Annotated in this window: 21 protein-coding genes and 1 pseudogene; 15 read left to right on the forward strand and 7 right to left on the reverse strand. The window is 69.4% G+C overall.

What is annotated here, in order from left to right; translation table 11 throughout:
- Nucleotides 1-133: 133 nt before the first annotated feature.
- Together ACE3T2_RS00200 and ACE3T2_RS00205 are read right to left on the reverse strand one after the other, a co-directional pair.
- Nucleotides 134-412, reverse strand: a complete 279-nt coding sequence (locus ACE3T2_RS00200) for a GIY-YIG nuclease family protein (protein WP_374654037.1) — start codon at nucleotides 410-412, stop codon at nucleotides 134-136.
- 191 nt (nucleotides 413-603) lie between these two features.
- The gene (locus ACE3T2_RS00205) at nucleotides 604-1,779 is read right to left on the reverse strand and encodes an acetyl-CoA C-acyltransferase (protein ID WP_374653455.1); all 1,176 of its coding nucleotides are present in this window, start codon (nucleotides 1,777-1,779) and stop codon (nucleotides 604-606) included.
- Nucleotides 1,780-1,928: 149 nt separating this feature from the next.
- On the opposite strand from ACE3T2_RS00205, the gene ACE3T2_RS00210 reads away from it, so the two are divergent.
- Genes ACE3T2_RS00210 through ACE3T2_RS00220 form a run of 3 tightly spaced genes read left to right on the forward strand, consistent with a single transcriptional unit; the run spans nucleotide 1,929 to nucleotide 6,566 of the window.
- The gene (locus ACE3T2_RS00210) at nucleotides 1,929-2,912 is read left to right on the forward strand and encodes a peptidyl-prolyl cis-trans isomerase (RefSeq protein ID WP_374653457.1); all 984 of its coding nucleotides are present in this window, start codon (nucleotides 1,929-1,931) and stop codon (nucleotides 2,910-2,912) included.
- Complete coding sequence (gene argJ / locus ACE3T2_RS00215; RefSeq protein ID WP_374653459.1) at nucleotides 2,909-4,324, forward strand: bifunctional glutamate N-acetyltransferase/amino-acid acetyltransferase ArgJ; 1,416 nt, start codon at nucleotides 2,909-2,911, stop codon at nucleotides 4,322-4,324. Before ACE3T2_RS00210 ends, argJ begins: the two co-directional genes overlap by 4 nt.
- Nucleotides 4,325-4,346: 22 nt before the next feature.
- Nucleotides 4,347-6,566, forward strand: a complete 2,220-nt coding sequence (locus ACE3T2_RS00220) for a S9 family peptidase (RefSeq protein WP_374653461.1) — start codon at nucleotides 4,347-4,349, stop codon at nucleotides 6,564-6,566.
- 221 nt (nucleotides 6,567-6,787) lie between these two features.
- Here the strand turns inward: ACE3T2_RS00220 and ACE3T2_RS00225 are convergent, their stop codons facing one another.
- Nucleotides 6,788-8,254: a DEAD/DEAH box helicase gene (locus ACE3T2_RS00225; RefSeq protein ID WP_374653463.1), complete on the reverse strand. Its 1,467-nt coding sequence runs from the start codon at nucleotides 8,252-8,254 to the stop codon at nucleotides 6,788-6,790.
- A 255-nt stretch (nucleotides 8,255-8,509) separates the two neighbouring features.
- On the opposite strand from ACE3T2_RS00225, the gene ACE3T2_RS00230 reads away from it, so the two are divergent.
- The 4 genes from ACE3T2_RS00230 (at nucleotide 8,510) to ACE3T2_RS00245 (ending at nucleotide 11,558) form a co-directional block, all read left to right on the forward strand.
- Nucleotides 8,510-9,025: an NUDIX hydrolase gene (locus tag ACE3T2_RS00230; RefSeq protein WP_374653465.1), complete on the forward strand. Its 516-nt coding sequence runs from the start codon at nucleotides 8,510-8,512 to the stop codon at nucleotides 9,023-9,025.
- Nucleotides 9,026-9,067: 42 nt separating this feature from the next.
- Complete coding sequence (mutT, locus tag ACE3T2_RS00235; RefSeq protein WP_374653467.1) at nucleotides 9,068-9,478, forward strand: 8-oxo-dGTP diphosphatase MutT; 411 nt, start codon at nucleotides 9,068-9,070, stop codon at nucleotides 9,476-9,478.
- 353 nt (nucleotides 9,479-9,831) lie between these two features.
- On the forward strand, nucleotides 9,832-10,701 hold the full coding sequence (locus ACE3T2_RS00240; RefSeq protein ID WP_374653469.1) for a LysR substrate-binding domain-containing protein: 870 nt from the start codon (nucleotides 9,832-9,834) through the stop codon (nucleotides 10,699-10,701).
- 5 nt (nucleotides 10,702-10,706) lie between these two features.
- Nucleotides 10,707-11,558: a kinase gene (locus tag ACE3T2_RS00245; protein ID WP_374653471.1), complete on the forward strand. Its 852-nt coding sequence runs from the start codon at nucleotides 10,707-10,709 to the stop codon at nucleotides 11,556-11,558.
- A 79-nt stretch (nucleotides 11,559-11,637) separates the two neighbouring features.
- Here the strand turns inward: ACE3T2_RS00245 and ACE3T2_RS00250 are convergent, their stop codons facing one another.
- Both ACE3T2_RS00250 and ACE3T2_RS00255 read right to left on the reverse strand, forming a co-directional pair.
- Nucleotides 11,638-12,027, reverse strand: coding sequence for a DUF4168 domain-containing protein (locus tag ACE3T2_RS00250; protein ID WP_374653473.1), 390 nt, complete (start codon nucleotides 12,025-12,027; stop codon nucleotides 11,638-11,640).
- Between the two features lie 165 nt (nucleotides 12,028-12,192).
- Entirely contained in the window at nucleotides 12,193-13,104 is a 912-nt protein-coding gene (locus ACE3T2_RS00255) for a methyltransferase domain-containing protein (protein ID WP_374653475.1), read from the reverse strand.
- Between the two features lie 74 nt (nucleotides 13,105-13,178).
- Between ACE3T2_RS00255 and ACE3T2_RS00260 the strand changes: the two are divergent.
- The 5 genes and pseudogenes from ACE3T2_RS00260 (at nucleotide 13,179) to ACE3T2_RS00280 (ending at nucleotide 16,992) form a co-directional block, all read left to right on the forward strand.
- Nucleotides 13,179-13,888 (forward strand): annotated as a pseudogene (locus ACE3T2_RS00260) (ComF family protein).
- A 32-nt stretch (nucleotides 13,889-13,920) separates the two neighbouring features.
- Nucleotides 13,921-14,178, forward strand: coding sequence for a glutaredoxin 3 (gene grxC, locus ACE3T2_RS00265; protein WP_374653477.1), 258 nt, complete (start codon nucleotides 13,921-13,923; stop codon nucleotides 14,176-14,178).
- 32 nt (nucleotides 14,179-14,210) lie between these two features.
- Nucleotides 14,211-15,044, forward strand: a complete 834-nt coding sequence (locus ACE3T2_RS00270) for a carbon-nitrogen hydrolase family protein (RefSeq protein WP_374653479.1) — start codon at nucleotides 14,211-14,213, stop codon at nucleotides 15,042-15,044.
- The gene (locus ACE3T2_RS00275; RefSeq protein WP_374653480.1) at nucleotides 15,041-15,472 is read left to right on the forward strand and encodes a DUF1178 family protein; all 432 of its coding nucleotides are present in this window, start codon (nucleotides 15,041-15,043) and stop codon (nucleotides 15,470-15,472) included. Before ACE3T2_RS00270 ends, ACE3T2_RS00275 begins: the two co-directional genes overlap by 4 nt.
- Before the next feature lie 107 nt (nucleotides 15,473-15,579).
- Nucleotides 15,580-16,992: a M20/M25/M40 family metallo-hydrolase gene (locus ACE3T2_RS00280; RefSeq protein WP_374653482.1), complete on the forward strand. Its 1,413-nt coding sequence runs from the start codon at nucleotides 15,580-15,582 to the stop codon at nucleotides 16,990-16,992.
- A gap of 75 nt (nucleotides 16,993-17,067) precedes the next feature.
- On the opposite strand, the gene ACE3T2_RS00285 is transcribed toward ACE3T2_RS00280, so the two are convergent.
- Nucleotides 17,068-18,351, reverse strand: a complete 1,284-nt coding sequence (locus tag ACE3T2_RS00285; protein WP_374653484.1) for an outer membrane protein transport protein — start codon at nucleotides 18,349-18,351, stop codon at nucleotides 17,068-17,070.
- A gap of 144 nt (nucleotides 18,352-18,495) precedes the next feature.
- On the opposite strand from ACE3T2_RS00285, the gene ACE3T2_RS00290 reads away from it, so the two are divergent.
- The 3 genes from ACE3T2_RS00290 (at nucleotide 18,496) to clpB (ending at nucleotide 25,414) form a co-directional block, all read left to right on the forward strand.
- Entirely contained in the window at nucleotides 18,496-20,733 is a 2,238-nt protein-coding gene (locus ACE3T2_RS00290; protein ID WP_374653486.1) for a sulfatase-like hydrolase/transferase, read from the forward strand.
- Nucleotides 20,734-20,813: 80 nt separating this feature from the next.
- On the forward strand, nucleotides 20,814-22,721 hold the full coding sequence (locus ACE3T2_RS00295) for an alpha/beta hydrolase family protein (protein WP_374653488.1): 1,908 nt from the start codon (nucleotides 20,814-20,816) through the stop codon (nucleotides 22,719-22,721).
- 110 nt (nucleotides 22,722-22,831) lie between these two features.
- Nucleotides 22,832-25,414 (forward strand): ATP-dependent chaperone ClpB, encoded by a 2,583-nt coding sequence (clpB, locus tag ACE3T2_RS00300; protein WP_374653490.1) that lies wholly within the window; start codon nucleotides 22,832-22,834, stop codon nucleotides 25,412-25,414.
- Nucleotides 25,415-25,488: 74 nt separating this feature from the next.
- Here the strand turns inward: clpB and ACE3T2_RS00305 are convergent, their stop codons facing one another.
- Nucleotides 25,489-26,028, reverse strand: coding sequence for a hypothetical protein (locus ACE3T2_RS00305; protein ID WP_374653492.1), 540 nt, complete (start codon nucleotides 26,026-26,028; stop codon nucleotides 25,489-25,491).
- Nucleotides 26,029-26,034 lie beyond the last annotated feature (6 nt).

Consider the following 26,034-nt stretch of genomic DNA (forward strand, 5'->3'; position numbering starts at 1 on the left):
TCGCCTGCCCGGAAATTCCGCTCTTTTCAGGGCGGGCGAGACTTAAGCAGCGGCCATGCCAGTGTCAACGCGGCGTGACCGTCCCACAACCGCTCATCCCGGCGAAAGCCGGGACCCAAGCGGCCCTTCAACTTCACGAGATCAGGTTATTGAGTTCGAGATAAAGGTCGCGCCAGACCGGATTCATCGTCTCGATCAACTCGATCTTCCAGCGGCGTTTCCATTCCTTGATCTGGCGCCCGCGCCGAAAGGCGCCTTCGCGAGTTTCATAGAACTCGAACCAGACCAACTGGGTCACATCGTACTTGGCGGTGAAACCGGGACGGGTCTTGGCCTTATGGTCCAAAATCCGCTGCGGCAGGTTGTCGGTGCTGCCGGCGTAGAGCGTGCCGCGCGGACCGCTCGCGAGAATGTAGGTGTAGAAAACCTATCCCCCGCTCGGCTGAGATTCAGCTTGGGTCCCGGCTTTCGCCGGGATGAGCGGGGGATAGGTCAGCGTTCAAGTCTTAGTAGATTTCAATCAGGCCTGCGGCGCCCCGCCGAAACCGCCGGAGCGGTTTCGGCCTTCCTGAGCGATGGGCGCCGACGGGCGGCCTGATAAAATCAGTAGATTTCAATCAGGCCTGCGGCGCCCATGCCGCCGCCGATGCACATGGTGACGACGCCCCACTTGGCGCCGCGGCGCTTGCCTTCCAGCAGGATGTGGCCGGTCAGGCGCGCGCCGGTCATGCCGTAGGGATGGCCGATGGCGATCGAACCGCCGTTGACGTTGTACTTTTCCGGGTCGATGCCGAGCTTGTCGCGCGAATAGAGGCACTGGCTGGCGAAGGCTTCGTTCAGCTCCCAGATGTCGATGTCGTCGATCTTCAGGCCGTGACGTTCCAGCAGGCGCGGAACGGCGAAGACCGGACCGATGCCCATTTCGTCGGGTTCGCAGCCGGCCACGGCCCAGCCGCGGAAGGCGCCGAGCGGCTCGACGCCGGCCTTGGCGGCGGCCTTCGCTTCCATCAGCACCACGGCGGCGGCGCCGTCCGAAAGCTGGCTGGCGTTGCCGGCGGTGATGAACTTGCCCTCGCCGCGGACCGGCTGGAGCTTGCGCAGGCCCTCGATGGTGGTGTCGGGGCGGTTGCATTCGTCACGGTCGACGACGTAGTCGACGATGCTCTCTTCCTTGGTCTCCTTGTTGACGACCTTCATCTTGGTCGCCAGCGGGACGATCTCGTCCTTGAACTTGCCGGCCTGCTGAGCCGCGGCCATACGCAGCTGGCTTTCCAGGCTGTACTCGTCCTGGGCCTCGCGGCTGACCTTGTAGCGCTCGGCGACGATGTCGGCGGTGTCGATCATCGGCATGAAGATCGCCGGATACTGGGCGGTCAGGGCCGGGTCGAAGTTCTCCATGCCGCCCATGCCGCCGCCGGGGAAGGACAGGCTCTCGACGCCGGCGCCGACCGCGACGTCCGCGCCGTCGTTACGGATGTAGTTCGCCGCCGTGGCGATGGTCTGCAGGCCCGAGGAGCAGAAGCGGTTGACGGTCACGCCCGAGGTGGTGATCGGCAGGCCGGCCAGCAGCGCCGCCTGGCGGCCGAGGTTGCCGGCCCCGTGGCCGACGTTGCCGAGGATCACGTCTTCGACGGCGGCCTTGTCGACGCCGGCCCGCTCGACCGCGGTCTTCACCGCGTGCGCGGCCATGGTGACGGTCGGGGTCATGTTGAAGCCCCCGCGACCCGACTTGGCCAGGCCCGTCCGGGCGTAGGAGACGATTACGGCTTCACGCGTCATGAAATGATTCCTCCGAAAAATGAGACCGACGGGGCAGTTATCCGTTCCCCGGGGCCTTTGATCGGGCGCGACCTTTGCATCCCCGCGCCGAGTTGGCTAGGGACGGGCGAAGACCGCGGGCTGTTTCTCGCTATCGAGGTGCGTCGCCGATGACGAACTCTGTTTTCCGCCGCGTCCCCAACGCCCTGGCGCTCGCGACCGTGATGATGGTCGCGGCCCTGGCGCTCGCCGCCTGCGGCGATCGTGGCGGGACCGACAGCGCGCCCCAGCCGGGCGACAGCGCCGTGGCCAAGGTCGATGGCGAGACCGTCTGGGCCTCCGACGTCAAGCGCGAGGCCGTGGCCCAGGGCCTGATCGGCGAGGGCGAGCCGCTGGATGTCTCCTCGGACCTGTTCCGCCGGGTGCTGGACGAGGTGGTCGACCAGAAGCTGCTGGCGGCCGAGGCGCTGAAGCGCAAGCTGGACAAGGACCCGGTCGCCCAGAAGCGGCTGGCCGCGGCGCGCGAGCGCATCCTGGGCGACATGCTGGTCGAAAGCGTCGTCTCGGACGCTGTCAACGACAACGCCATCCGCGGCCTCTACCAGGAGCAGCTGAAGCTGGCCAAGCAGTCGGAGGAGGTCCGCGCCCGCCAGATCGTGGTTGCCGGCCAGGCCGACGCCCAGGCCATCGCCAAGCTGATCGCCACCGGCGCCTCGTTCGAGGCCCTGGCCATGGAGCGCTCGACCGACACCGCCACCCGCTTCAACGGCGGCGACCTGGGCTATTTCACCGCCGACGTCATGCCCGAGGTCTATGCGACCAACCTGAAGGGCGCGAAGGTCGGCGATATCGTCGGCCCGTTCGCCGTCGAGGGCGGCTGGGCGATCCTGAAGGTCGAGGACAAGCGGCTGGAGCAGCCGATCACCTTCGAGGCGGCGCGGCCGCAGATCGTGCGCTTCCTGACCTACGACCAGGTGCGCGACCTGCTCGAGAAGCTGCGAAGCAAGGCGAAGGTCCAGACCCTGATCGGCCAGCCCCAGGATGTTCCCGGGCGACCGCAGGAACCGGCCGACGCCCCCAAGACCGCTCCCGCCACCCCAGTTCCGGCCGCGCCCGCCGCGCCCGCCGCCCCAGCCAAGGCCGCCAAGCCATGACCAAGCCCCCCGCGCCGAAAAAGGCGCCTGCCGAGAAGAAGTCCACCGCCGGCAAGGCGCTGGAAGCCGCGGCCAAGCCGGTGGAAGCGCTGGAACGCGTGATCAAGCGCGCCACCGCCAAGCAGCCCAAGCCCGAATCCACGCCCAAGCCCGAACCCGCCAAGCCGGCCAAGGGTGCGCTGCCCGTCTCGCCGCTGGCCGTGCCGTTTCCGAAAATCCCGCCGATCGCAGGCGTGCAGCTGGCCACCGGCCGGGCCGGCTTCTACAAGCACGACCGCGAGGACCTGATGGTCATGCGCTTCGTGAAGGGCACGTCTGGCGCGGGCGTGTTCACCCGCCATGGGGTCGGCTCGGCTCCCGTCGACTGGTGCAAGAAGCACCTGGAGATGACCAAGGGCGCGGACGTGCGGGCCCTGGTGGTCAACGCTGGCTGCGCCAACTCCTTCACCGGCAAGCCGGGCGCCGACGCGGTGCGGCGCGTCGCCTCGGCCGTCGCCAAGCGCTTCGACTGCCGCCAGCGCGACGTGATGGTGGCCTCGACCGGCGTGATCGGCGTGCTGCTCGACGACGCCAAGATCACCCATCGCCTGCCGGACGTGGAAGCCAAGCTGAACGACGACGGCTGGGCCGCCGCCGCGCGCGGCATCATGACCACCGACACCTTCCCGAAGGGCGCCTACGCAGAGGCGACGATCGACGGGGAAAAGGTGCGCATCGCCGGCATCGCCAAGGGCTCGGGCATGATCGCCCCGGACATGGCCACCATGCTGTCCTTCGTGGTCACCGACGCGGCGATCTCTTCGACGGCGTTGCAGACCCTGCTCAACCTCTACACCCGCAACACCTTCAATGCGGTGACGGTGGACGGCGACCGCTCGACCAACGACACCCTGCTGCTGTTCGCCACCGGCCAGTCGGGCGCGCCGAACATCACGCGGGCCGGCGACAAGCGCCTGGCGGATTTCCGGGTGAAGCTGGAGGCGGTGCTGATGGACCTGGCGCTGCAGCTGGTCCGCGACGGCGAGGGCGCCAGCAAGTTCGTGAAGGTGACGGTGACCGGGGCCGAGAGCTCGGCCAGCGCCCGCAAGATCGCCCGCACCATCTGCGAGAGCCCGCTGGTCAAGACCGCGTTCGCCGGCGAAGACGCCAACTGGGGCCGGATCGTGATGGCGGTGGGCCGGGCGGACGAGCCGATCGACCGCGACCGGGTCAAGGTGATGTTCGGCCCGCTGGTCGCCGCGCAGGACGGGCTGATTTCGCCGACCTACGACGAGGCCAAGATGAGCGCCTACATGAAGAACCAGGAGCTGGAGGTGTCGGTGGACGTCGGCGTCGGCCGCGCCTCGGCGACCATGTGGACCTGCGACCTGACAAAACAGTACGTGGCGATCAACGGGGACTACAGGTCCTGACCAGCGTTCCCGGGGGCGTTCGATGAAGTTGGCGGCGGGGCTGATGGCGGCCTTCATGACCTTTGGCGCGGCGCATGCGGAGAAGCTGACACCCGAGCGGGTGTTCGCCGATCCGGACCTGTCCGGGCCGCTGGCCAAGGGCGTGAAGGTCTCGCCAGACGGCGCGGCGGTGACCTATCTGCGGGCCAAGGCCGACGACCAGCGGATGACCGATCTGTGGATCGCCGACGTGAAGGGCGGGCCCGCGCGCCTGCTGATCGACGCCCGCAGCCTGGCGCCGCAGGAAAAGGCGCTGTCCGAGGCCGAGAAGAGCCGGCGCGAGCGCCAGGGCGTGCAGAGCCGCGGCGTGGTCGACTATGCCTGGGACGAGCAAGGCCGTTTCATCCTGGTCCCGGTCGAGGGCGACCTGTTCCTCTATCGCATGGCCGGCGGAAAGGTGACGCAGCTGACCGCCACGGCGGCGGACGAGATCGACGCCAAGGTCTCGCCCAAGGGCGGGTTCGTCTCGTTCGTGCGGGACGACAACCTTTATGTGACGCCTGCGGCGGGCGGCCCCGAGCGCGCCCTGACCAGCGGCGGCGATGAGCTGAAGAGCTGGGCCACCGCCGAGTTCATCGCCCAGGAGGAGATGGGCCGTTCGAGCGGCTACTGGTGGAGCCCGGATGAGACCAAGATCGCCCTGACGCATGTCGACCAGACCGGCGTCGACGTGGTCGAGCGGCTGGACATCAACGCCAGCGGCGCGACCATCGTGCGCCAGCGCTATCCGCGCGTCGGCCGTCCGAACGCGGTGGTGGAGCTCTATGTCGCCGACGTCGCCACCGGGGCGCGGACCAAGGTCGACCTGGGTCCGGAGACCGACATCTACCTGGCGCGCGTCGACTGGGCCAGGGACGGCAAGACGCTGTACGTCCAGCGGCAGGCGCGCGACCAGCGGCGGCTGGACCTGCTGGCGGTCGATCCGGCCACCGGCGCGGCGAAGGTGATCCTGACCGAGACGTCGGCGCACTGGGTGGAGCTGACCGACGACTTCAAGCCGTTGAAGGACGGGACCTTCCTGTGGTCGTCCGAGCGGTCGGGAAACCGCCACCTCTATCACTACGCCGCCGGCGGCAAGCTGATCGGCCAGGTCACCAACGGCGACTGGCCGGTGGACGCGCTGGAAGGCGTGGACGAGGCTCGCGGCATGGCGATCTTCGGCGCCAGCAAGGACGCCCCGGTTGAGCGGCGGATCTACGAAGTCTCGTACAAGACGCCAGGCGAGCCGAAGGCCCTGACCTCGGCCGGCGGCTGGTGGACGGCCTCGGTGGCCAAGTCGGGCAAGGCCTTCGCGGCGACGTATCAGGATCCCAAGACCCCGCCGCAGACGGCCTTCTACAAGGCCGACGGTTCGCGGGTGCGCTGGATAGAGGAAAACCGGCTGGCGGAAGGCCATCCCTACTGGCCCTACGTCTCGCGCCTGCGCGAGCCGCAGTTCGGAACCATCAAGGCCGCCGACGGCCAGGACCTGTGGTGGACGCTGGTGACGCCGCCGGGCTTCGATCCGGCGAAGACCTATCCGGTGATCGTGCAGGTCTATGGCGGCCCGGCCGGGGCGCTTGTCGACAAGGCCTGGATGAAGCCGGAGGACCAGCTCTATCTGGAAGCCGGGTTCATCCTCTTCACCCTGGACAACCGCGGCACGCCGAACCGCTCGGTGGCGTTCAAGACGGCGATCGACCGGCGCATGGGCGTGGTGGAGGTCGAGGATCAGCTGGCGGGCGTCGCCCACCTGAAGTCGCTGCCATATGTCGATCCGGCCCGGATCGGGATCATGGGCTGGTCGAACGGCGGCTACATGACCCTGATGACCCTGACGGCGGAGAACTCACCCTATGCGGCGGGCGTGGCCGGGGCGCCGGTGGTGGACTGGTCGCTCTACGACACCCACTACACCGAGCGGTTCATGGGCACGCTGGCCGACAACGCCAGCGGCTATGCGAACGCCGAGGTCACGGCGCGGCTCGGGCGGCTGACGCCCGACACGCTGATGATCATCCACGGCATGGCCGACGACAACGTGACCTTCGACAATGCGACCAAGGCGATGGCGGCGCTGCAGGCGAAGGGCACGCCGTTCGAGATGATGACCTATCCCGGCCTGCGCCACCGCGCCGGCTGGACGCAGGCGCACCGCCTGCACCGGGCGGTCACGACGCTGGACTTCTTCAAGCGCAAGCTGAAGCCCACCCCGGCGCCTTAGGGAGCGCCTATCCTTCTCCCCTCGCGGGAGAAGGTGGCCCCGCGGAGCGGGGTCGGATGAGGGGGCTTTCGGGGTGATGACTGGCGGGGGAGATGCGGCTAGGCCGCTCACCCCTCATCCGTCAGGCTTCGCCTGCCACCTTCTCCCGCAAGGGGAGAAGGAAGGCTTGCGGCCGCCTCGTGGCGATCTGTTCCCCCAGCGGCGGGGGAGGATTTCTGAAGCTAGTCCAGCGGGGTCCAGCGCTTTTCGGCGGGCTTGGCGCCGCCGCGCTTGGGGCCCTTGAACTGCGACTGGTCGATCGGCGTGGTGGCCGCACGTTCGCCGTGGGCGCGCTGGCCGCCGCCACGATGGTCGGCGTGGCGCTGGGGCTGGCCTTGGCGCTGGCCGCCGCCGCCGGCCTTGGCCGGGCGGTTGCGCTGCTTGCGCAGGCCGGGCGGCAGGTCGCTGCGGCCCTGCGGCTTGCGTCCGCCGCCGTTGCGCTCGGCGTTCTTGCGGCCGGCCTCGGCGCGCTCGGCGGCCACTTCCGGCATGGCCTGGGTCATGACGTGCAGGCCGCGGTCGTTGCGGCGGTCGAAGGCCGGGATGGTCTGGCGGGTGACCTTCTGAATGTCCTTCAGCAGACCCCGCTCGTCGTCGGCGCAGAAGGCCACGGCCGAGCCGTCGGCGCCGGCGCGGGCGGTGCGGCCGATGCGGTGGACATAGGCTTCCGGCACGTTGGGCAGTTCGTACTGGACGACGTGGCTGACCGCGTCGATGTCGATGCCGCGGGCGGCGATGTCGGTGGCGACCAGGGCGCGGACGTCGCCGGCCTTGAAGGCGGCGAGCGCGCGCTCGCGCTGGCCCTGGCTCTTGTCGCCGTGGATCGCCGCGGCGTTGACGCCGGCCGCTTCCAGCGACTTGGCCACCCGGTCGGCGCCGCGCTTGGTGCGGGTGAAGACGATCACGCGCTTGAAGTCGCGCTCGGCGAACAGTTCGCAGAGCAGGGCTCGCTTGCGGGCGGTTTCGACGAAGATGACCTGCTGCTTGATGCGCTCGACGGTGGTGGCCTGCGGGGTGACCGAGACCTTGGTCGGGTTCGGGCGCAGCAGTTCGCCGGCCAGCTTCTCGATCTCGCTCGGCATGGTGGCCGAGAAGAACAGGTTCTGACGCACGCGCGGCAGGTGCTTCACGATCTGCCGGATCGGCACGATGAAGCCCATGTCGAGCATCTGGTCGGCCTCGTCGAGAACGAACATCTCGACGCCCTGCAGGGTGATGGTCTTCTCCTGCAGGTGATCGAGCAGGCGGCCGGGGGTGGCCACCAGCACGTCGACGCCGGGCGCCATGGCGCGCATCTGGCCGCCATACTTCACGCCGCCGAAGATCACGGCGACGGAGAGGTTCATGTGCTTGCCGTAGGCCTTGAAGCTCTCGGCGATCTGGGTGGCCAGCTCGCGGGTCGGCGAAAGCACCAGCACGCGGCAGCCGCGGCGCGGGGCGGCCTTCTTGTCGGCGGCCAGACGGTGGATGATGGGCAGGGCGAAGGCGGCGGTCTTGCCGGTGCCCGTCTGGGCGATGCCGAGCAGGTCCTTGCCGGCCATGACGCCGGGGATGGCCTGGGCCTGGATCGGGGTCGGCTTCTCGTAGCCCTCGTCGGAGAGGGCCTTGAGCAGCATCTTGTCGAGGCCGAGGTCGGTGAACTTGGTCAAAACGTATGTGTCTTTCACGGATGCGCCGAGCGCGCCGGCTCGAACATGGCGAGGGCGCGGGACGCGGGTCATTTGTGGAAAGCCCCCGCGTGGCGGGGCGATCTATGCGATCGTTTCGGGCGCTCGACAGCGAGTTCCAGCGGTGCGGAACCCTCACGCGGCTGGAGCGCCGATAGCGCCGCGTTTGCTGCAGCGCAGCGGGGATATGGGCGCTGGAACGCGGAAAGTCAAGTTCGGTAAGGGATTGAAGGTTTTATGGTCCAACTACCCGACGACCTGCCCGTGACGGAGCGCCAAGCTGTCCGCGTCGTGGTGCTCGATTCGGAAGGGTGCGTTCTCCTGTTCCGCACCCGCGACGTCACGGCGCCGGAGCTGGGCGAATGGTGGGAACTGCCCGGCGGGGGCCTCGATCCCGGCGAGACCTACCTGGACGCGGCCCTGCGCGAACTGCGCGAAGAGACCGGCATCGTGGCCGCAGCCGATCAGGTCGGTCCGCCGATCTGGCGGCGGACGGCGACGTTCCGCTATCGGCGCGAACGGCGAGTGCAGCATGAGGTGGTGGTCGCCGTGACGCTGGGGCGGCTGGGCGCCGCGATCGATGACGCAGAACGCCTCGACTACGAGAAGGAGGACTATACGGACTTTCGCTGGTGGCCGGTTGCGGAGATCGAGGCCCATGCGGGGCGTTTCTATCCGGGGCGCTTGCCGAGCCTGCTGGCGAGGTTCCTGGCGGGGATGGAGATCGAGGAGCCCTTCGAGCTGTGGTCCTGAACGCCTCTTGCCTTTCCCGTCGCATCCCGCGAGGAAGCGGCCATGTCTGACGCCAAGCGCATGGTCCTAGTCGCCGCCGCCGCCCTGATCGATTCCGACGGGCGGGTGCTGATCTGCCAGCGGCCGCCCGGCAAGCAGCTGGCCGGCCTGTGGGAGTTTCCCGGCGGCAAGGTCGAGGCCGGCGAGACGCCCGAGCAGTGCCTGATCCGCGAGTTGGACGAGGAGCTGGGGATCCGGGCGACGCACGCCTGCCTGGCGCCCTTCGTCTTCGCGAGCCACACCTATGACGACTTCCACCTCTTGATGCCGCTCTACCTGCTGCGGCGGTGGGAGGGCGTGGTCACCGCCAAGGAGCATTCCGGCCTGGCCTGGGTGAAGCCCGCCAAGCTGACCGACTATCCGATGCCGCCGGCCGATGCGCCGCTGATCGCCTGGCTGCGCGATCTGATTTGACGCCTGTCATGGCGCCGACACGGATTGGGCGCATGAAAAAGGCCCGCGGTGAGCTCGGATCACCGCGGGCCTCATCTGGGGTCGAAGCTAGGCCTCAACTGTTTCTGCGCGAGTCCGCGCGGAACATCTAAACGTTGAGCGCGAGTCTTGGGGCAACGCCAGCGCCATGTTGCGCGTGTGATAGGGCGAAATGTCGCACCTTTGCCGAGCAGGGCGTTCGATCCCTCAATCGCGGGCCTCGGCGCACCGATCAAGAGCGGGGGAAACGGCCGGTCCGCCAGCCGGAACGGAGCCGACGGCGCGATAAGTTCGGGCCGGTTCACCGGGGCGAGCGATAAGTCTATCTTATCCCCATGCCGACCCTGCGACAGCTCAAATACCTGACCGCCCTGGCCGACGAGGGGCATTTCGGCCGTGCGGCAGCAGCCTGCCACGTGACGCAGCCGGCGCTCTCGATGCAGATCCGCGACCTGGAGGCCGAGCTCGATCTTGTGCTGGTGGACCGGGCGCGCGGCGGCGCGGCGCTGACCCCGGAGGGCGAGGCCCTGGCGGCGCGGGCGCGGGCGCTGACCGCGGGGGTGAAGGACCTGGAGGACTATGCCCGCCAGCAGAAGGGCGCCCGCGCGCGGCGGCTGACGCTGGGCATGATCCCGTCCATCGCGCCCTACCTGCTGCCCCGGCTGCTGCCGATCCTGGAGGCGGCCGTGCCGGAGCTGGAGCTGAAGGTGCGGGAGACGCGCACGACCCAGCTGATGGACGAGCTGGCGACCGGGACGCTGGACGCGGTGATCGCCGCCCTGCCGCTGGCCGGCGAGGGAATGGAGACGGCGCGCCTGTTCGACGACCCGTTCCTCCTGGCCAGCCCGGCCGACCAGCCGCTGGCCGTCGCCAGCCCGCGCGAGGTCCCGCCTGACCGTCTGCTCCTGCTGGAGGAGGGGCATTGCCTGCGCGACCAGGCGCTGGCGGCCTGCGAGTTGACCGACCTCTCGACCTTCGGCGCCACCAGCCTGACGACCCTGCTGCAACTGGTGGCGCACGGCCAGGGCGTCACCCTGCTGCCGCAGATCGCCGCCCGCGACCTGGTTGATCCGCGCATCGCGCTGGCGGCCTTTCCCGAGCCGCAGCCGCGGCGAAAGGTGGTCATGGCCTGGCGAGCCGGATCGCCGCGTCGACGCCAGCTCAAGGCCATCGCGGCGCAGATCGCCGAGGAGGCAGGCGTTTGAAGCGGATGGACGATTTTCTGGCCCGCGAGCGCCTGCCGGCCAGCTACGCCGAGACGGTCGCGGCGGTCGCTGCTCCCCTCGCCGGGCGCATCGCCGACCTGGCGCGGCCCGGCGGGGTGGTGGTCGGGCTGTGCGGTCCGCAGGCCAGCGGAAAGTCCACCCTCACCGCGGTGTTGGCGCAGCTTCTGGAGGAGCGGGGCCTGCGGGCCGCGGTGCTGTCGCTGGACGACCTTTACCTGACCCGGGCCGAGCGGACGGCGCTGGGGCGGCGGGTGCATCCGTTGTTGGCCACCCGTGGGGTTCCAGGCACCCACGACGTCGCGCTGGGGATGCGGGTGCTGGACGAATTGCGGGGGCCGGGCCGCACCGTCCTGCCGCGCTTTGACAAGGCCGCCGATGACCGCGGCGAGAGCACGGCTTTCGAGGGGCCAGCCGACGTCGTGATCTTCGAGGGCTGGTGCGTCGGGGCGCTCCCGCAGCCGGCGGTCGACCTGTCCGACCCGGTCAACGACCTGGAACGTGAGCTGGACCCCGACGGAACCTGGCGCGGCTATGCGAACGCGCAACTCGCAGGATCTTATCGGGGCCTGTTCGACGGTTTCGACCTGCTGGCCCTGTTGCAGGCGCCGGGCTTCGAGGTCGTGCTGGCCTGGCGCAGGGAGCAGGAGCGCAAGCTGCGCGAGCGGCTGGCGCGCGAGGGCGCCGGCGGCAAGCGGGCGATGAGCGACGCCGAGGTCGCTCATTTCATCGCCCACTACGAGCGGCTCACCCGCTGGATCCTGGCCGAGATGCCGGCGCGGGCCGATGTGGTCGTGGCGCTGGACGCCGCGCGGAAGGCGGTGCTCAAAAGGCTTTGACGGGTTGGCGCTCTGGGCACGAAAAAGGCCGCCCGGGGCGAACCCGGACGGCCGATCTCGCTACGCCGCAAAGGTCCGCTTAGGCGGCCGGGGCGGCGTTCAGCACTTCGGTCAGGCGTTGGCGAAGGGCGGCGTCCTTCTGCACGGCGGCCGACATGGCGTTGTACTTGTCGGGCGACAGGCCGCTGGCCTGCACGGCCGCGCCCATCTTGCCGATCATTTCCTTCTGGACGTCGGTCTTGGTCGCGGCGTCGGCGGCCGCCAGCTTGGGGCCGTACTCGCCGTTGATCTTCTGGATTTCGGCCATGGCTGCGCCGAAGGCCTTCAGGTCCTCGTCGGTGAAGCCGCCTTGGGCCGGGGCCGGAGCGGCGGCGGCAGGAGCCGGGGCCGCCGGAGCGGTCTGGGCTTGAGCGGACGCGGCGCAGGCGGCGGCGCCGAGGAGGCCGGCGGCCAGGATAGCAATACGCATCTACAGGGGTTCCTATGGTGGTGTGTCGAGCCGAGGTCGGCGTTTAAAGCCCAGACGCGGCCAAAATGCGACCCGGCTTCACCATGCTAACGCGCAAGTTTGAAGGCGGCGCCTCGGTTTCCATCAAATTTTGTCTCCAACTATCTGGTCGGAGGCGCAGGGAGCCTAGTCCTCGTCCCGCGGCAGCGGGTTCTCGACCACGCCCAGGGCGTCGGCCAGGCGCATCTTGGCCGAGCCGGGCTTCAGCGGCTTCTGCTGGCTGGGATCGGGCGCCCAGCCGGTGAGGGTCAGGATCTCGAAGGTGGCGGGCAGGCGCCCGTCGGGCTCGGCGAAGCGTTCGGCGTATATCTGGAAGGCGCGGGCGAGAACCTGCCGGGTGAGCGCCTTGGGGTGGCGCTCGGCCAGCACGCTGGTCTCGCCCATGGCCCGCAAGTCGGCGAGCAGCTTCAGCGGGTGCGAATAGCGGACGGTGACGCGGTCGACATCGGCCACGGGCAGGGCGAAACCCGAGCGCTGGAGCAGGCCGGCGGCGTCGTACGGATCGGCGAAGGGCGAGACGCGCGGCCCGGCGCCGCCGGTCAGCTCGGCTTCGGCCGCCAGCAGCGACTGGCGCAGCTCAGTCAGGGTCGCGCCGCCGAGCAGGGAGCCGATGAAGAGGCCGTCCGGCTTCAGCGCCAGGCGGATCTGGATCAGGGCGCCGACCACGTCGTTGGCCCAGTGCAGGGCGAGCGTCGAGACCACCAGGTCGAGGCTGGCGGGCGCGAAGGGCAGGCGCTCCTCGTCGGCGACCAGCCGCGCGCCGGGGCGGCCGGCCAGCATGCGGGCCGAGAGGTCGGCTTCGACGAGGAAGCCGACGCGCACGGCCGCGTCGCTTTGCGCCAGCGCCTTGGCGAACGCCCCGTTGCGAGCGCCGAGATCGACGGCGCGCGGGAAGTCGCGCATGATCGCCTCGAGGCGGACGACGGCGTCCTCGGCGGCTCTGGCCTTCAGGAAGTCGGCCGCGCCGTAGCCGGGCGCGGCGCGATCCAGGCGGGCGCGGAGCAGATCGCGGTCGAAGAGGCGGGGCGGGGCGGACATTGAGCTATCCAGATGGCGATGCGGAGCCCTGGTGGAAACCCGGCGCCAGCACGAAGGCGGCGGTTCGTAGCGCGCTGGACCTGCTTTTCCCACCCCAATCGCTCGACCGCGGGGCCGCGAGCCTGTCGATCGGGCTGGAGGCCGGCGCCTGGAGCCGCATCCATTTCATCGACGGGCCGCTGTGCGACGGCTGCGGGGCGCCATTCGAGTACGACCTCGGCGCCGGCGTGCGCTGCGCTGATTGCATGGCCAGGCCGCGGGCCTTCGACCGGGGCGGGCGGCGTGTCTCTACGACGAGGCCTCGCGCGGGCCGATCCTCCAGCTCAAGCACGCCGACCGCACCGACCTGGCGCCGCTGTTGGCCCGCTGGGTCAGCCGCGCCGCGCGGGACCTGCTGGAGGACGCGGACGCGATAGCGCCTGTGCCGCTGCACCCCTCGCGCCTGCTGGGGCGGCGGTTCAACCAGGCGGCCGAGATCGCCCGGCCCCTGGCCCGGATGTGGGCCAGGCCCTACCTTGCGGAGGCGGTGGTGCGGCGACGCGACACCGGCAGCCAGGGCGGCAAGTCCGCGGGCGGGCGGCGGCGCAACGTGGCGGCCGCCTTCGAAGTCCCGGCTGCGCGGCGCGCTCAGGTCGAGGGACGGGCGGTGCTGCTGGTCGATGACGTCATGACCACGGGCGCCACCTTGGAAGGCTGTGCGCGCGCCTTGAAGGCCGCCGGCGCCGTGCGCGTGGATGTCGCAGTCGTCGCAAGGGTTAAAGAAGCGGCAAATCGCGCCATATAGAAGCGACCTGTCCCACCCGTACCAGATGAGCCATGGCCGACGTCACCATCTATACGAAGCCCTATTGCCCCTACTGCATCCGCGCCGTTTCGCTGCTGGAGAAGAAGGGCGTGGAATTCAATGAGATCGAGGCCGCCTTCGACCCCGAGAAGCGCCAGGAGATGATCCAGCGCTCGAACGGCCGGGCGACCTTCCCGCAGATCTTCATCGGCGGACAGCACATCGGCGGCTGCGACGACATGATGGCGCTGGAATACGACGGCAAGCTGGACGCGCTGCTGGCGGCTTGAGAAGCGCGCCCGGCTGACCTATCGGGTAAGCCATGACCGTACGCGTCGGACTGATCCAGACGAGAACCCCGGCCAGCCATGCGGCCGCCCTGGCGCATGTGGCGCCGCTGGTGCGCGAGGCTGCGGCGCAGGGGGCGACCTTCATCGCCACGCCCGAGGGCGTGAACATCCTGCAGAAGGACAAGGCCGCGCTGCTGCCGGTCCTGACCCTGCTGGAAGAAGACCCGGTGGTGAAGGGGTTGCAGGCCCTGGCCAGGGAGCTGGCGGTGACCATCCTGGCCGGCTCGGCCCTGGTGAAGCGGCCAGACGGCAAGGCGGCGAACCGGGCGGCCCTTATCACGCCCGACGGCGAGATCGCCGCCTTCTACGACAAGCTGCACATGTTCGACGTGGACCTGCCGACCGGCGAGACCGCGCGCGAGAGCGAGACCTACGAGCCCGGAGATCGGGCGGTGGCGGCGCGGGCCGGCGAGCTGAAGCTCGGCCTCACCATCTGCTACGACGTGCGCTTCCCGGCGCTCTACCGGGCGCTGGCCCAGGCCGGGGCCGAGGTGATCGTGACGCCTGCGGCCTTCACGCGCCCGACCGGCGAGGCGCACTGGGAGACCCTGCTGCGCGCCCGCGCCATCGAGACCGGCAGCTTCGTGCTGGCGCCGGCCCAGGGCGGTTTCCACGAGGATGGCCGCGGCACCTGGGGGCGCAGCCTGGCGATCGGGCCGTGGGGCGAGGTGCTGGGCAAGCTGGACCACGACGAGCCGGGCGTGCTGGTCGTCGACCTGGACCTGGCGGCGGTCGCCAAGGCGCGGTCGGCGATTCCAGCCCTGCCCAATGCGCGGGCCTTCGCGACGCCTATATCCATCGCATGATCCGCTATGCGCTTGCCTGCGAGCACGACCACGCGTTCGAGGGGTGGTTCGGCTCCTCCGCCGACTATGACGACCAGTCGGAACGCGGACTGATCGCCTGCCCGGTCTGCGACAGCCATGCGGTGGCCAAGCAGATCATGGCCCCGGCGGTGTCGGGGACCAAGAAGACCGCTCCCCCCGACCTCTCTCCGCAGATGCGCTCGATGGTGATGGAGGCGATGGGCAAGGTGCGCGCCCATGTCGAGGAGAACTTCGACTATGTCGGCGACGCCTTCGCCAGGGAGGCGCGGGCCATCCACGAGGGCAAGTCCGAGGACCGCGGCATCTATGGCGAGGCCTCGCCCGCCGAGGTGCGCAAGCTGGCCGAGGACGGCGTGCCGGTGGCGCCCCTGCCGCCTGGCCCGCCGAAGAAGTCGGACGTGAACTGAACCGTCGTCTGGGTGACGGGATTTGCGGGGACCGCCCGAACAACCCTCGCCATTGCTCCCGCCGCGCACGCCCCATACGGTCCCTGCAATTCATTCGGGAGCGTTCGATGATCCGTACATTTTCCGCTGCGGCCCTGCTGGCCGCCGCGGCCGTCGCCTCGCCTGCGGCCGCACAAACGGCCCGGCCTGACCAGCTAGCCTTCCGCGACCTCTACAAGGAGCTGATCGAGATCAACACGACCCTGTCGGTCGGCAGCTGCACCGCGGCCTCGCAGGCCATGGCCGCGCGGCTGAAGGCGGCAGGCTTCGCCGACGCCGAGCTGCAGGTCATCGTGCCGCCGCAGCGGCCCAAGGACGGGGCGCTGGTGGCGACGCTGAGGGGGACCGACGCCAAGGCCAAGCCGATCCTGCTGCTGGCCCATATCGACGTGGTCGAGGCCAATCGCGCCGACTGGGAGCGCGATCCCTTCAAGCTGGTCGAGGAAGACGGCTTCTTCTACGCCCGCGGCGCCAGCGACGACAAAGCCCAGGCGGCGGTGTGGGTCGACACCCTGGCCCGCTACAAGACCGAGGGCTTCAAGCCCAAGCGCACCATCCGCATGGCCCTGACCTGCGGCGAGGAGACCCCCGACACCTTCAACGGCGTGCAGTATCTGATCGCCAACAACCGCGACCTGATGGACGCCGAGTTCGTGCTGAACGAGGGCGCGGGCGGGCGGCTGGACGAGAAGGGGACGCGTGTCTCGCTGGGGATTCAGGCCGGCGAGAAGGTCTACCAGGACTACACCCTGGAAGTGACCAACAAGGGGGGCCACTCCTCGGCGCCGGTGAAGGACAACGCGATCTATCACCTGTCGCAGGGGCTCAGCCGGCTGGGCGAGTACGACTTCCCGATCAAGCTGAACGACGCGGTGAAGGCCAATTTCGAGCAGATGGCCAAGATCGAGGGCGGGCCGAACGGCGCGGCCATGGCCGAGGTCGCAAAGGACCCAGGCAACGCCGAGGCGGTAGCGATCGTGGCGCGCGATCCGGGCCGCAACTCGATGATGCGCACCACCTGCGTCGCCACCATGGTCAACGCCGGCCACGCGCCCAACGCCCTGCCGCAACGTGCCAAGGCCAACGTGAACTGCCGCATCCTGCCGGGTGAGAGCGTCGAGAGCGTGCGTCAGACCCTGGTCAAGGTGCTGGCCGACGACGCGATCAAGGTGACGACCGTCGGCGAGCCGAGCCCGGTCAGCCCGCCGCCGACGCTCAGCAAGCAGATCATGGGCCCGGTCGAGAAGGTCGCGGCCAAGCTGTGGCCGGGCGTTCCGGTGGTTCCGGTCATGGCTACGGGCGCGACGGACGGACGGTTCCTGAACGCGGTCGGCGTGCCGACCTACGGCCTCTCGGGCATGTTCGGCGAGATCGGCGGCAACGGCGCCCACGGCCTCAACGAGAAAATCCGCGTGCGCTCGCTCTATGAGGGGCGCGACTTCCTCTACGAGGTGGTGAAGCTCTACGCGAACCAGAAGTGACACCCACCATGTGTCATCCCGTTCCGGGCCTTCTGGCCGAAGACCGGGATGACACGCTTTGGTGTGCGAGCAGCCCTAGAACGTCTTCCGCAGGCCGAGCGACATCACGTAGCCCTCGCCCTGGACTTCGCCTCGCAGGCGGGTCGTCGTGGCCGCAGGCGTGCCTTCGTAGAAGACCGTGTCGTGGGCGATGGCCGACTTGTCGAAGTCGATATAGGCCAGCGCGGCGTCGACCTGGAGGCTGTCGGTGACCTTGCCGGTCGCGCCGACGCCGTAGAGCCAGCGGTCGCCGTCCGGCACGCGTGCGGTCCGGTCGCCGTCCGGCGTCGGAGTCGGGTCGTACTGGACGCCGGCCCGCAGGGTCAGGCGGTCGTTGACGGCGTAGTCGAGGCCCACCCCGCCCGAGGTGACGTCCTTGTAGCCCTGGCGCAGGCTTTCGCCGCCGCCGGCGAAGTTCACCTCGATGGCGTCGAACTCGCTCCAGCCGATACGCTGGACCTGGGCGTTGAGGGCGAGCTTGTCGGTGGCCTGCCAGCGGCCGCCCAGGGTGGCGATCCACGGCGTGGTGAACTTGGCCGAGCCGGAAACGTCGCGGTTGGCGCCGGCCAGCGGACCGACCAGGCCCATGACCAGGACGCGGCCGTCCAGGTCGTGCTCGACGGCCGAGCGGTAGCTGGCCCCCAGCGTCACCGCACCCAGATGGGCCTGGGCGCCCACAGTCCAGCCGAAGTCCCAGCCGTCTCCGCTGAGCTGCGAGACGCCGTCGGCGAGCAGGGGCGAGAGGTTCGGATAGGCGGTCGAAAGCTTGGCGTCGGTGTACTGGCCGCTGACGCCCACCCCCAGGTCGAGCCAGTCGGTGACCTTCATGGCTCCGGTGAGCTGGAGGTCGGCGGTGGTCAGGCGCGAGGTCAGGGCGTCGTAGCGGGCCCAAGAATTGTTGCGGTACTCGGTCGTAAAATTGAAGGGCGCGGCGACCGACAGACCGAGCGCGAAGCGGTCCCCCACCGGCATGGCGATGGCGAAGTTCGGGGCGACGCCGTTCTGGATCGGGTTGAAGCCGCGCGGCTCGCCCTGGACCGGAAGGGTCGTCCCGCCCGGGTAGGTGATGGTCGAGCCCTTGTTCTCGACCGTGGCGTCCACGAACACCGCATGCAGGCCGACATAGGCTTCACGGCCCGAACGGGCGATGGCGGCCGGGTTCCACCAGAGAGAGGAGACGCCCTGGTCGGCGACTTCTCCGGAATAGGCGCGGCCGGCGCCCTTCACCGACTGTTCCTGGAGATAGAAGCCGGCGGCATGGGCCTGGCCGGCCATGGCGAGCGCGGCGGCGCTCGTGGCGAAAAGAAGGGTACGGATCATGGGAAGTGTCTTTCGGGGAGGTGGAGGCGCTTGCGCGGCCTGGGCCTCAAACCCGGAAAAGCCCGGCTTGGTTGCAGAACACCGGCTTGCCAATCGGGCGTTTCCAGGCGACAACCTCGATAAATTAGCATGGAGTCTGCCAAAATGTCGGGATCGGGCGCGGCGAAGATCGGCAGGACCTTGGCGGACTCGGTCCCGTATTGGCCGGAAGCGGCGCGTCCGCCCAAGGGCGCGCCCAACATCCTGGTGGTGCTGTTCGACGACGTGGGGTTCTCGGACTTCGGCTGCTACGGCTCGCCGATCCGAACCCCGACCATCGACGCCCTGGCGGCGCAGGGGTTGCGCTACACGGGCTTCCACACCACGGCGATGTGCTCGACCACGCGCGCAGCGCTGCTGACCGGACGCAACCACCATTCGGTGGGCATGGGATGCCTGGCCAACTTCGACAGCGGCTTCCCTGGCTATCGCGGCAAGATCGCGCCCGAGGCCGGCACCCTGGCCGAAATCCTGCGGGCCAGCGGCTACGGGACCTATATGGTCGGCAAGTGGCACGCGACGCCGCTGAACCAGACCGGGGCGACCGGCCCTTATGACGGCTGGCCCCTGGGGCGGGGCTTCAATCGCTACTACGGCTTCATGGACGCCGAGACCGACCAGTTCTCGCCCGAGCTGGTACGCGACAACACCCCGATCGATCCGCCGGGCAAGTACAGGGACGGCTACCACCTGACCGAGGACCTGGTGGACGAATCGATCCGGTTTATCGCCGACCACCTCGCCGATGCGCCTGAGCAGCCCTGGCTGCTTTGGATGGGGCTGGGCGCCTGCCATGCGCCGCACCAGGCGCCGATGGACATCATCCGCAGCTACGACGAGGTCTTCCAGGATGGCTGGGACGTCGAGCGCGAGCGCCGGCTGGCGCGTCAGAAGGCGATGGGGATCGTGCCGGCGGACACGCGGATGCCGCCGCGCAACGACGGGGTGAAGGCCTGGGCCGATCATTCGCCGGACGAGCAGAAGGTGTTCACCCGGCTGCAGAGCGCCTTCGCCGGCATGCTGGACCACGCCGACCGCCACCTGGCGCGCCTCGTGGCCTTTCTGGAGGAGGCGGGCGTCAAGGACGACACCCTTATCCTGGTGCTGTCGGACAACGGGGCCAGCCAGGAGGGCGGGCCGCTGGGCTTCGTCAACGCCATGGGCCCCTACAACATGAAGTTCGAACCGATGCCGGAGAAGCTGGCGCGGATCGAGGACATCGGCGGGCCCGACAGCCACTCGAACTTCCCGCACGGCTGGGCGATGGCCTCGAACACGCCGCTGAAGCGCTACAAGCAGAACACCCATGGCGGCGGCATCCGCGACCCTCTGGTCGTCTCGTGGAAGAACGGGATCGCCGCGCGGGGCGAGACGCGGGGCCAGTTCGCTCACGCCTGCGACCTGACGCCGACCCTGCTCGACCTGATCGGAATTACGCCGCCGGAGACGATCAACGGGGTCGTCCAGGCGCCGATGGAGGGGACGAGTTTCGCCGCCTCGCTCGCCGACGCCGCCGCCCCGTCGAAGGCCGAGCCACAGTATTTCGAGATGTTCGGGCACCGGGGCCTGGTGCAGGACGGCTGGAAGGCGGTGGCGTTCCACCCACCGGGCGCGCCCTTCGATAACGATCGCTGGGAGCTCTACCACCTGGCGCAGGACTTCTCGGAGAGTCAGGACCTGGCCGAGCAGGAACCGGAGCGCCTGACCGCGCTGGTCGGGGAGTGGTGGCGGCAGGCCGAGCGCTGCAAGGTGTTGCCGCTGGACGACCGCTTCGGGCCACGCTTCGCCGAGAACGCTCTGCGCCACCAGGGCGGGCGCAAGCGGTTCGTGTTCCACAAGGGCATGGGGCATCTGCCCGGCGACTGCGCGCCGGACGTGCGCTCGCGCTCGTACTTCATCGAGGCCGAGGTCAACCTGGCCCAGGGCGACGAAGGGGTGCTGGTCGCCCACGGCGACGCCACCAGCGGCTATTCGCTGTTCGTGCGGGACGGGCGGCTGCATCACACCCTGAATGTCGGCGGGGCGAAGACCACGGTCAGCTCGGACGGGGCGATCGCGCCCGGCCGCCGCCGGCTGGGGGTGCGGGTGATCCAGGGCGATGGACGCAGCTTCACCCTGACGGTGGACGGCAAGGACGCCGGGACAGTCCGCACCCACATGGGCTTCATGACGCTGATCTCCTGGTCGGGCCTGGACATCGGCCGCGACCGGGGCAGCCCGGTAGGCGACTATGCCGAGCCGTTCCGGTTCACCGGGGCGCTAAGGACCGTCACCGTGACCATGGACGCCGACCAGGCCCTCGACGGAGATGCGGTCGGCGCGGCGGAGATGGCGCGCGAGTAGCTGTCCGTCGCTCCAACTGGGGGTTGCGCCTGCGGCGAGGCTTGGCCAATGTCGATCGGTCTTCGGGGGAGGGCTGATTGGTGATCAAGGCGCTGGTGCTGGCTGCGGCCGTGGCGATCATGGCGGGGGCGGCGGGTGCTGCGCCGCTCGAGGCCTATGGCCAGCTTCCCGACATCGAGCAGGTGGCGATCTCGCCTGACGGCGCGCGGCTGGCGGTGCTGGTCGCCGGGGGCGGCGAGCGCCGGATCCTGATCCGCGAGGTCGATGGCAGCGGCGAGAAGCTGATGTCGGTCGGCGACATCAAGGTGCGCCAGCTGACGTGGGCCGGGCCGGACGACCTGCTGATCGCCAGCTCGACGACCGCGCGGGTGGCCTTCGTGCTGTCGGCGCGCCGCGAGTACCTGATGCTGGCCGCCTACAATCGGCACACCGGCAAGGTGCAGCGATTGATGCGCGACGCCGAGAACGGGCTGAACGTCATCACCAGCATGCCCGAGATCCGCATGATCGACGGCAAGCCGGTCGTGCTGGTCACCGGCGTCCACTTCGTCAGCGGTGTCGGACGCCAGGCGCTCTATCGCGTCGAGCTGAAGTACGGGCGCTCCAAACTGGTCCATCCAGGCTTCGACGGCGCCTATGATTGGGTGGTGGACGCGGGCGGCGAGCCGGCCGCCCAGGCGACGATCAACGACGCGACCGGGCGCTGGACGCTGCGGATCAAGCGCGGCGCGGCCTGGCCCGAGGTCAAGGTCGTCGAGGCGGGACAGGAGCGGCCCGCACTGATGGGGCTGGGCCGCGACGGCCGCTCGGTGCTGATCGCGACCCAGCAGGGCGAGGAATGGGTGCTGCGCGAACTTTCGCCCGAGACCGGCGCCATGGGCGAGCCGCTAGGCGACTCCGACGGTGACAGCCTGATCTTCGACCCTGTGTCGCACAAGCTGATCGGGGTCGGGGCGCTGGTGGGGGACGAGGACAAGCTGTCGTTTTTCGCGCCGCAGGACCAGCGCGTCTGGGCGGCGATCGTGAAGGCCTATCCGGGCCAGGGCGTAAGGCTGGTCTCGTGGTCGGACGACCGACGCCGGGTGGTGGTGAAGGTGGATTCGCCGACCGAAGGGCCGGCCTACGCCTATGTCGACCTGGCGACCAAGAAGGCGAGCTGGATCGGCGGGCTTTATCAGCGGCTCAAGCCGCAGGACATTTCGCCGGTTCGGCCGGTGCGATACAAGGCCGCCGACGGGCTGGAGCTGAACGGCTACCTCACTCTGCCGCGAGGGCGGCCCGAGAAGCGCCTGCCGCTGGTGGTGCTGCCGCATGGCGGGCCGGCGGTGCGCGACCGGCCCGGCTTCGACTGGTGGGCCCAGGCGCTGGCCTCGCGCGGCTATGCGGTGCTGCAGGTCAACTACCGCGGCTCGGACGGCTATGGCTGGAGCTTCCTCAGCGCCGGTTTCGGCGAATGGGGGCGCAAGATGCAGACCGACCTGTCGGACGGGGTGCGCCACCTGGCCGGCCAGGGGGTGATCGATCCGAAGCGGGTCTGCATCGTGGGGGCAAGCTACGGCGGCTATGCGGCCCTGGCCGGGGCGACCCTGGACCGCGGCGTCTATCGTTGCGCAGCCTCCGTGGCAGGCGTCTCGGACCTGAAGCGCATGGTCGCCTGGTCGCGGACCCAGAACGGGCGCACGGCCCAGCGCTACTGGATCCGGTTCATGGGGGCCGAGGACCCGAACGACCCGATCCTGGTCGCCCGCTCCCCAGCGGCCAAGGTCGAGGGCGTGACCACGCCGATCCTGCTGATACACGGCCGCGACGATACGGTGGTGCCGCTGGAGCAGAGTCAGATCATGCAGAAGGCCCTGAAAGCAGCGGGGCAGGAGGCCGAGCTGACGATCATGGACGGCGAGGATCACTGGTTGTCGCGGGGCGACACCCGTTTGCTTATGCTCAATGCGGTCACGGCGTTTTTGGAAAAGAACAACCCGCCGAGCTGAATTCGGGAACCCGAACCGCTTGTGTGGCGCTTTGGCCACACTACATCCCGTCGAGGCGAGGCCGTGCTTAGTGAAGGCGTCCTCGCCAATCCGCCTATCGAGGGGAACGCATGAACATCGACCTCTATTCCGACCGCGCCAAGCAGGCGATCCAGTCGGCCCAGAGCCTGGCGCTGGCGCGGCGCCACCAACAACTCGCGCCCGAGCATCTGCTGAAGGTGCTGCTTGAAGAAAAGGACGGCCTCAGCCGCGCACTGATCCAGAGCGCGGGCGGACGTCCCGACGAGGCCGATAAGGCCGCCGACGCCTTGCTGGCCAAACGGCCGAAGGTCGAGGGCGGCTCCGGCCAGCTCTATATGGCGCCCGAGACCGCACGCGTCTTCGCCGAGGCCGAGGCCGGGGCGAAGGCCGGCGGCGACGCCTTCGTCACCACCGAGCGGCTGCTGATCGCCATCGCCAAGGAAGGCGGGGAGGCGGCAAAGGCCCTGAAGGACGCCGGCGCCAACGTCTCGGCGCTGGAAGAGGCCGCCAAGGCCATGCGCAAGGGCAAGACCGCCGATAGCGCCTCGGCCGAGGAAGGCTATGACGCGCTCAAGCGCTACGCCCGCGACCTGACCCAGGCCGCGCGGGACGGCAAGCTCGACCCGGTGATCGGCCGTGACGAGGAGATCCGCCGCACCATCCAGGTGCTGAGCCGCCGGACCAAGAACAATCCCGTGCTGATCGGCGAGCCGGGCGTCGGCAAGACGGCGATCGTCGAGGGCCTGGCCCTGCGCATCGTCAACGGCGACGTGCCCGAAAGCCTGAAGGACAAGCAGCTGCACGCCCTCGACATGGGCGCGCTGATCGCCGGCGCGAAGTATCGCGGCGAGTTCGAGGAGCGGCTGAAGGCCGTGCTCGGCGAGGTCACCGCGGCCGAGGGCTCGATCGTCCTCTTCATCGACGAGATGCACACCCTGGTCGGGGCCGGAAAGACCGACGGGGCGATGGACGCCTCGAACCTGCTCAAGCCCGCCCTGGCGCGCGGCGAGCTGCACTGCGTCGGCGCCACCACGCTGGACGAGTACCGCAAGCACGTCGAAAAGGACGCCGCCCTGGCCCGCCGTTTCCAGCCGGTGTTCGTCAGCGAGCCGACCGTCGAGGACACGGTGTCGATCCTGCGCGGCCTGAAGGAGAAGTACGAGGTGCACCACGGGGTGCGCATCTCCGACAGCGCCATCGTGGCGGCCGCGACCCTGTCGAACCGCTACATCACCGACCGCTTCCTGCCGGACAAGGCCATCGACCTGGTGGACGAGGCGGCCAGCCGCGTGCGCATGGCGGTCGACTCAAAGCCCGAGGAGCTGGACGAGATCGACCGGCGCATCGTGCAGCTGAAGATCGAGCGCGAGGCCCTGTCGAAGGAGCCGGACGCCGCCTCCAAGGCGCGGCTGGAGCGGCTGGAAGAGGAGCTCGACGACCTGGAAGGCCAGTCGGCGGAGATGACCGCGCGCTGGAAGTCCGAGAAGGAAAAGGTCGGCCAGGCCGCCCAGGCCCGCGAGGCCCTGGACCGGCTGCGCGCCGAGCTGGTCGCGGCCCAGCGCCGCGGCGACCTGCAGCGCGCTTCGGAGATCGCCTATGGCGAGATCCCGGCCCTGGAGCGCCGTCTTGCCGATGAGGAAAACGCCGCGGCCGAGAACCCGATCTCGCCCGAGGTCGTGGACGCCGAACAGATCGCCGCCGTGGTCAGCCGCTGGACCGGCATCCCGGTCGACAAGATGCTGGAGGGCGAGCGCGAAAAGCTGTTGAAGATGGAGGACGCCCTGCGCGGCCGCGTGGTCGGACAGGAAGAGGCGCTGGTCGCCGTGTCCGACGCCGTCCGCCGCGCCCGCGCCGGCCTGCAGGATCCCAACCGGCCGATCGGCTCGTTCCTGTTCCTCGGTCCCACCGGGGTCGGCAAGACCGAGCTGACCAAGGCCCTGGCCGAGTTCATGTTCGACGACGAGAGCGCGATCACCCGCCTCGACATGTCCGAGTACATGGAAAAGCACTCGGTCAGCCGGATGATCGGCGCGCCTCCCGGCTATGTCGGCTACGACGAAGGCGGGGCGCTGACCGAAGCCGTGCGGCGCCGGCCCTATCAGGTCGTGCTATTCGACGAGGTCGAGAAGGCGCACCCGGACGTGTTCAACGTGCTGCTGCAGGTGCTGGACGACGGTCGCCTGACCGACGGCCAGGGCCGCACGGTCGACTTCCGGAACACCATCCTGATCATGACCTCGAACCTGGGGTCCGAGTTCCTGGCCAACCAGGCCGAGGGCGAGGACGTCGAGGACGCTCGGCCGATGGTCATGGAGGTGGTCCGCCGCCACTTCCGGCCCGAGTTCCTGAACCGGATCGACGAGATCATCCTCTTCAAGCGGCTGGGCCGCGGGGAGATGGACAACATCGTCGGCATCCAGTTGCAGCGGGTCGAGAAGCTGCTGGCCGACCGGCGCATGTCGATCGCCCTGGACGCGGCCGCCATGCACTGGCTGGCCGACAAGGGCTACGACCCGGTCTATGGCGCGCGCCCGCTGAAGCGCGTGATCCAGAAGGAACTGGTCGACCCCATCGCCCGCAAGCTGCTGGCCGGCGAGCTGGAGGACGGATCGGTCATCCAGGTCGGCGCCGGCGCCGAGGGCCTGGAGATCGGCAAGGCCAAGGTCCACTAGCGCCAAGGCCGCCTAACGAGCGACGCCCCGGAGAGCGATCTCCGGGGCGTTTTCGTTCTGGGCTGGGCGCCTGTCTACAGATCCACCGCAACCACGCGGCCGCCGCGGACTTCGACGCGCTTCATGATGGCGATGTCTGGACCTGGGCCGCCGACCGGCTTGGCGACGGTGATTACGTACCAGGCGCCGCTGGCGAGCCCTGAGAAGCTGAAGCGGCTGTTCTGGTCGCAGACCGTGCGCTTGACGAAGGCCGAGTAGTCGCCGCTGGGCGCCGAGGGCGTGCGGGCGCGGACTTCGTCGGCCGGCAGGGCGGCGCGCTCGGCCGAGGTGTAGAGGATGGTCATCCGCCGGCGCGTCCAGGGCGTCTCGGGCGTCAGCACCACGCCGGCGCCGGAGCAGGAATAGCGGACCTGGCCGGCCTTATAGGCCAGGCGGCCCTCGATGCGGCCGGGACCGGGCACCGCCGACCACGAGAAGTCTTCGGCCCGGAAGGCGCCGGCCGAGGGTGGCGGCCCACGCGGCGGAGGCGGCGGCGGGGGCGGTCCCAGGGTCGGCGCGCAGGCGGCGACGAGCAGCAGGGCGGCGGAAGCGGAAACGATGCGGGTGCGTGACATGGCGCG

The sequence above is a fragment of the Phenylobacterium sp. genome (assembly GCF_041919955.1).
In the GTDB taxonomy this organism is placed as follows: Bacteria; Pseudomonadota; Alphaproteobacteria; order Caulobacterales; family Caulobacteraceae; genus Phenylobacterium.